The sequence below is a fragment of the Vibrio sinensis genome (genome assembly GCF_003605645.1).
GTDB classification, from domain to species: domain Bacteria; phylum Pseudomonadota; class Gammaproteobacteria; order Enterobacterales; family Vibrionaceae; genus Vibrio; species Vibrio sinensis.
Window position 1 is genome coordinate 1 of sequence record NZ_QVMU01000049.1, and the last position, 6,261, is coordinate 6,261.

At 38.4% G+C, this 6,261-nt stretch carries 7 protein-coding genes and 2 pseudogenes; 5 read left to right on the top strand and 4 right to left on the bottom strand.

All coding sequences use genetic code 11. The features are described from left to right. Positions 1 to 145: 145 nt before the first annotated feature. Positions 146 to 1,186 (bottom strand): annotated as a pseudogene (gene gltS / locus DZ860_RS23265) (sodium/glutamate symporter); the annotation flags it as partial. A 442-nt stretch (positions 1,187 to 1,628) separates the two neighbouring features. Between gltS and DZ860_RS23270 the strand changes: the two are divergent. The 3 genes from DZ860_RS23270 (at position 1,629) to DZ860_RS23280 (ending at position 3,022) form a co-directional block, all read left to right on the top strand. Next, on the top strand, positions 1,629 to 1,949 hold the full coding sequence (locus tag DZ860_RS23270; protein ID WP_000562370.1) for an antibiotic biosynthesis monooxygenase family protein: 321 nt from the start codon (positions 1,629 to 1,631) through the stop codon (positions 1,947 to 1,949). Then, positions 1,942 to 2,328, top strand: coding sequence for a hypothetical protein (locus tag DZ860_RS23275; RefSeq protein ID WP_000460651.1), 387 nt, complete (start codon positions 1,942 to 1,944; stop codon positions 2,326 to 2,328). The genes DZ860_RS23270 and DZ860_RS23275 overlap by 8 nt, the downstream gene beginning before the upstream one ends. A 70-nt stretch (positions 2,329 to 2,398) precedes the next feature. After that, positions 2,399 to 3,022 carry an ArsR/SmtB family transcription factor gene (locus tag DZ860_RS23280; protein WP_001280391.1) on the top strand — a complete coding sequence of 208 codons (624 nt, stop codon included), beginning with the start codon at positions 2,399 to 2,401 and terminating at the stop codon, positions 3,020 to 3,022. Here DZ860_RS23280 and tetR(B) read toward each other — a convergent pair. Beyond that, on the bottom strand, positions 3,000 to 3,623 hold the full coding sequence (tetR(B), locus tag DZ860_RS23285; RefSeq protein ID WP_000088605.1) for a tetracycline resistance transcriptional repressor TetR(B): 624 nt from the start codon (positions 3,621 to 3,623) through the stop codon (positions 3,000 to 3,002). The genes DZ860_RS23280 and tetR(B) overlap by 23 nt on opposite strands. An 81-nt stretch (positions 3,624 to 3,704) precedes the next feature. Between tetR(B) and tet(B) the strand changes: the two genes are divergently transcribed. Further along, positions 3,705 to 4,910 carry a tetracycline efflux MFS transporter Tet(B) gene (gene tet(B), locus DZ860_RS23290; protein WP_010446567.1) on the top strand — a complete coding sequence of 402 codons (1,206 nt, stop codon included), beginning with the start codon at positions 3,705 to 3,707 and terminating at the stop codon, positions 4,908 to 4,910. 112 nt (positions 4,911 to 5,022) lie between these two features. On the opposite strand, the gene tetC is transcribed toward tet(B), so the two are convergent. Then, complete coding sequence (gene tetC / locus DZ860_RS23295; protein WP_000428546.1) at positions 5,023 to 5,616, bottom strand: tetracyline resistance-associated transcriptional repressor TetC; 594 nt, start codon at positions 5,614 to 5,616, stop codon at positions 5,023 to 5,025. Positions 5,617 to 5,703: 87 nt separating this feature from the next. On the opposite strand from tetC, the gene DZ860_RS23300 reads away from it, so the two are divergent. Continuing rightward, complete coding sequence (locus DZ860_RS23300; RefSeq protein WP_000275180.1) at positions 5,704 to 6,120, top strand: helix-turn-helix domain-containing protein; 417 nt, start codon at positions 5,704 to 5,706, stop codon at positions 6,118 to 6,120. A 9-nt stretch (positions 6,121 to 6,129) separates the two neighbouring features. Here the strand turns inward: DZ860_RS23300 and DZ860_RS23305 are convergent. Next, a pseudogene (locus DZ860_RS23305) lies at positions 6,130 to 6,261 on the bottom strand (IS4 family transposase); the annotation flags it as partial.

Sequence of the window (6,261 nt, forward strand, 5' to 3'; positions counted from 1 at the left end):
AATTGGTAAAGAGAGTCGTGTAAAATATCGAGTTCGCACATCTTGTTGTCTGGTTATTGATTTTTCTCAGAACCATTTGATCACATGACAAGATGTGCATCTACCTTAAATTTATGATTTTTATCAAAATCATTAGGGGATTCCTCAGACCAAAGCCACAGTGACCCGCGCTGATCACGACAGCATCATAATCTTTGCCCATCATTTTGAAGGTGATAAAGCAGGCAAATAGCACCATGACAACAGTTTGTACAGCAATGATAATTAATACTGGCCCTGCCATGCTTGCCAATTGACCAAATTTTAATGACATTAACGCCATTGCCAAGAAAAGCGATAAAGCAACGCTACCTAATACATCGACGGTCGGCTCAAACACTTCGTGTTTAAATACATGAGTCAGTGTATTACGGATAATAATACCGACAAATAAACACCAGACAAAAGTAGGCAGTTGCAGAAAAGTATCTTTAAACAATGCACTGATATAGCCACCAACAACAATACAGATAATCAGCATTGAAATGGTTTCAATAACGTTATTTGCATTGATTTTTCTTTTGACGCTTGGTTGCTCAAAAGCTTCAACGATAGTGTCGCGCTCTTGCTCGGTTGTTTTAGGAATAGAGACCTTTTTCAAAAGATGACGGGCAACAGGGCCGCCAACTAAACCACCCAACACTAATCCAAGTGTTGCACAAGCCATCGCTAATTCAACGGCGCCTGTTACACCATATTTATCAGCGAGAATAGGGCCCCATGCTCCGGCATTACCATGACCACCTGTTAGAGTAATTGAACCTGCAATTAAGCCAATAAATGGACTTTCATTCATCATGACAGCCATACTCATGCCGACAGTATTTTGAATGGCGATTAGGATCGTTACTGCAATAGTTAATAGAACTAACGGCTTTCCTCCTTTAATCAGTCGAGAAAAGTCAGAACTTAGCCCGATAGAGGAAAAGAATGTGAGCATTAATAAACTTTGCAATGAAGCATCAAAAGTAAACGAATAACCTGATGTTTTATCAATAATTAACAGAACAATTGCAACAATAAAGCCACCAACGACGGCTTCTGGTATGTGGTTTTTTTGTAGGAACGGGGTAAATTTTACGACAAACATTCCTATGAGTAGCGCGATACATGCGACTAATAATGTATAACTGGCATCTAGGATCATTTTTTTACCTCTATTAGTTTACCAGAATTTTCACTATAACAATTTAACAATAGTGAAAAATGAAGTTACTTTGGTTAACTAATCTTTAACAATGAGTTTTATTAGGGTATCCATAACTTTTAGTTAATAGGGTCATAATTTTAGTGTGATCTTAATCATGAAATATTAAAAAGATTAAATAACAACAATGGTATTTAATGATGGGTAAACCTAAATACCATGCGGGATCCGCACTATTTTCGGTGATAGCAAAAAATAAAAAAGTATAAATAATAAACAAAATTATAAGAGAAGGAGAACATGATAAGCGCAGGCCGAGCAATTTAAAGAAGTGTGATATACAACATAAAACAGCAGCATGACCTTTCTATATTTCGTTGCTTATCGAAGTGTTAATTTTCGGGTGGATTACTCTGTTTGTTGATTAATAACGGAGAAAAATATGATTGCTGTAATATTTGAGGTGCAAATACAACCCGACCAACAAACTCGCTATTTGACTTTAGCTGAGGAGTTAAGACCACTATTAAGTCATGTAGCTGGTTTTATTTCAATTGAACGTTTTCAAAGTCTAGCTACAGAAGGAAAAATGTTATCGCTATCTTGGTGGGAAAACGAATACGCAGTTCTGCAATGGAAAAATCATGTTTTACATGCGAAAGCTCAACAAGAAGGGCGAGAGTCAATATTTGATTTTTACAAAATTAGTATTGCTCATATTACTCGCGAATATTCATTTAAAAAGGACAAGGATAATGTTTGATGTTCACGTTGTTTTAGATAATCAAATAGGACAATTAGCATTACTAGGAAAAACATTAGGTAATAAAGGTATTGGATTGGAAGGGGGAGGGATATTTACGGTTGGTGATGAATGCCATGCTCATTTTCTTGTTGAACAAGGAAAGGAAGCTAAAATAGCGCTAGAGCAAGCTGGACTGTTAGTACTTGCGATCCGGACACCATTAATTCGTAAGTTAAAACAGGAAAAACCGGGGGAACTTGGCGAAATAGCACGAGTATTGGCGGAGAATAACATTAATATTTTAGTGCAATACAGTGACCATGCTAACCAACTGATATTAATAACGGACAATGATAGTATGGCTGCATCTGTTACGCTCCCTTGGGCAATAAAGTGAACTTGCGATGGCTAATTTAATACGAAAAGAGGTTACCTTTGAGTCCTCAATAGCCGCGATAGGGGCGGCTATGTCTGACATTTCACGAGTTAAAATACTCAGTGCTTTGATGGATGGGCGAGCTTGGACGGCCACTGAGCTAAGTTCTGTGGCGAATATATCAGCTTCAACGGCGAGCAGTCATTTATCTAAATTATTAGATTGCCAGCTAATCACAGTAGTAGCTCAAGGCAAGCATCGTTATTTTCGGCTAGCAGGAAAAGATATTGCTGAATTGATGGAAAGTATGATGGGGATCTCCTTAAACCATGGCGTACATGCCAAAGTTTCCACGCCAGTGCATTTACGAAAAGCACGTACTTGCTATGATCATTTAGCTGGCGAAGTTGCCGTTAAGATCTATGATTCCCTTTGTCAACAGCAATGGATCACTGAAAATGGTTCAATGATCACATTAAGTGGTATTCAATATTTTCATGAAATGGGAATTGACGTTCCTTCCAAACATTCACGTAAAATCTGTTGTGCGTGTTTAGATTGGAGTGAACGCCGTTTCCATTTAGGTGGGTACGTTGGAGCCGCATTATTTTCGCTTTATGAATCTAAAGGGTGGTTAACTCGACATCTTGGTTACCGTGAAGTTACCATCACGGAAAAAGGTTATGCTGCTTTTAAGACCCACTTTCACATTTAAGTTGTTTTTCTAATCCGCATATGATCAATTCAAGGCCGAATAAGAAGGCTGGCTCTGCACCTTGGTGATCAAATAATTCGATAGCTTGTCGTAATAATGGCGGCATACTATCAGTAGTAGGTGTTTCCCTTTCTTCTTTAGCGACTTGATGCTCTTGATCTTCCAATACGCAACCTAAAGTAAAATGCCCCACAGCGCTGAGTGCATATAATGCATTCTCTAGTGAAAAACCTTGTTGGCATAAAAAGGCTAATTGATTTTCGAGAGTTTCATACTGTTTTTCTGTAGGCCGTGTACCTAAATGTACTTTTGCTCCATCGCGATGACTTAGTAAAGCACATCTAAAACTTTTAGCGTTATTACGTAAAAAATCTTGCCAGCTTTCCCCTTCTAAAGGGCAAAAGTGAGTATGGTGCCTATCTAACATCTCAATGGCTAAGGCGTCGAGCAAAGCCCGCTTATTTTTTACATGCCAATACAATGTAGGCTGCTCTACACCTAGCTTCTGGGCGAGTTTACGGGTTGTTAAACCTTCGATTCCGACCTCATTAAGCAGCTCTAATGCGCTGTTAATCACTTTACTTTTATCTAATCTAGACATCATTAATTCCTAATTTTTGTTGACACTCTATCATTGATAGAGTTATTTTACCACTCCCTATCAGTGATAGAGAAAAGTGAAATGAATAGTTCGACAAAGATCGCATTGGTAATTACGTTACTCGATGCCATGGGGATTGGCCTTATCATGCCAGTCTTGCCAACGTTATTACGTGAATTTATTGCTTCGGAAGATATCGCTAACCACTTTGGCGTATTGCTTGCACTTTATGCGTTAATGCAGGTTATCTTTGCTCCTTGGCTTGGAAAAATGTCTGACCGATTTGGTCGGCGCCCAGTGCTGTTGTTGTCATTAATAGGCGCATCGCTGGATTACTTATTGCTGGCTTTTTCAAGTGCGCTTTGGATGCTGTATTTAGGCCGTTTGCTTTCAGGGATCACAGGAGCTACTGGGGCTGTCGCGGCATCGGTCATTGCCGATACCACCTCAGCTTCTCAACGCGTGAAGTGGTTCGGTTGGTTAGGGGCAAGTTTTGGGCTTGGTTTAATAGCGGGGCCTATTATTGGTGGTTTTGCAGGAGAGATTTCACCGCATAGTCCCTTTTTTATCGCTGCGTTGCTAAATATTGTCACTTTCCTTGTGGTTATGTTTTGGTTCCGTGAAACCAAAAATACACGTGATAATACAGATACCGAAGTAGGGGTTGAGACGCAATCGAATTCGGTATACATCACTTTATTTAAAACGATGCCCATTTTGTTGATTATTTATTTTTCAGCGCAATTGATAGGCCAAATTCCCGCAACGGTGTGGGTGCTATTTACCGAAAATCGTTTTGGATGGAATAGCATGATGGTTGGCTTTTCATTAGCGGGTCTTGGTCTTTTACACTCAGTATTCCAAGCCTTTGTGGCAGGAAGAATAGCCACTAAATGGGGCGAAAAAACGGCAGTACTGCTCGGATTTATTGCAGATAGTAGTGCATTTGCCTTTTTAGCGTTTATATCTGAAGGTTGGTTAGTTTTCCCTGTTTTAATTTTATTGGCTGGTGGTGGGATCGCTTTACCTGCATTACAGGGAGTGATGTCTATCCAAACAAAGAGTCATCAGCAAGGTGCTTTACAGGGATTATTGGTGAGCCTTAACAATGCAACCGGTGTTATTGGCCCATTACTGTTTGCTGTTATTTATAATCATTCACTACCAATTTGGGATGGCTGGATTTGGATTATTGGTTTAGCGTTTTACTGTATTATTATCCTGCTATCGATGACCTTCATGTTAACCCCTCAAGCTCAGGGGAGTAAACAGGAGACAAGTGCTTAGTTATTTCGTCACCAAATGATGTTATTCCGCGAAATATAATGACCCTCTTGATAACCCAAGAGGGCATTTTTTACGATAAAGAAGATTTAGCTTCAAATAAAACCTATCTATTTTATTTATCTTTCAAGCTCAATAAAAAGCCGCGGTAAATAGCAATAAATTGGCCTTTTTTATCGGCAAGCTCTTTTAGGTTTTTCGCATGTATTGCGATATGCATAAACCAGCCATTGAGTAAGTTTTTAAGCACATCATCATCATAAGCTTTAAGTTGGTTCTCTTGGATCAATTTGCTGACAATGGCGTTTACCTTACCAGTAATGTATTCAAGGCTAATTTTTTCAAGTTCATTCCAACCAATGATAGGCATCACTTCTTGGATAGGGATAAGGTTTTTATTATTATCAATAATATAATCAAGATAATGTTCAAATATACTTTCTAAGGCAGACCAACCATTTGTTAAATCAGTTTTTGTTGTGATGTAGGCATCAATCATAATTAATTGCTGCTTATAACAGGCACTGAGTAATTGTTTTTTATTTTTAAAGTGATGATAAAAGGCACCTTTGGTCACCAACGCTTTTCCCGAGATCTCATCTATTGAAACAGCTTGATAGCCTTTTTCAACAAACAATATTCGTGCTGAGTTAACCAGTGATTGATAGGTACTCTTAAAATTTTCTTGTTGATGATTTTTATTTTCCATGATAGATTTAAAATAACATACCGTCAGTATGTTTATGGTATCATGATGATGTGGTCGTGACAATCTTAAGAACATTTAGGTTATTTTATGTATATTGAACAGCATTCTCGCTATCAAAATAAAGCTAATAACATCCAATTAAGATATGATGATAAGCAGTTTCATACAACGGTTATCAAAGATGTTCTATTATGGATTGAACATAATTTAGATCAGTCTTTACTGCTTGATGATGTGGCGAATAAAGCGGGTTATACCAAGTGGTATTTTCAGCGGCTGTTCAAAAAAGTAACAGGGGTCACACTGGCTAGCTATATTCGTGCTCGTCGTTTGACGAAAGCGGCTGTTGAGTTGAGGTTGACGAAAAAAACTATCCTTGAGATCGCATTAAAATATCAATTTGATTCCCAACAATCTTTTACACGTCGATTTAAGTACATTTTTAAGGTTACACCAAGTTATTATCGGCGTAATAAATTATGGGAATTGGAGGCAATGCACTGAGAGATCCCCTCATAATTTCCCCAAAACGTAACCATGTGTGAATAGATTTTGAGTAAGCAGGGTTGCAGCCACGAGTGAGTCTTCCCTTGTTATTGTGTAGCCAGAATGCCGCAAAACTTCCATGCCTAAGCGAACTGTTGA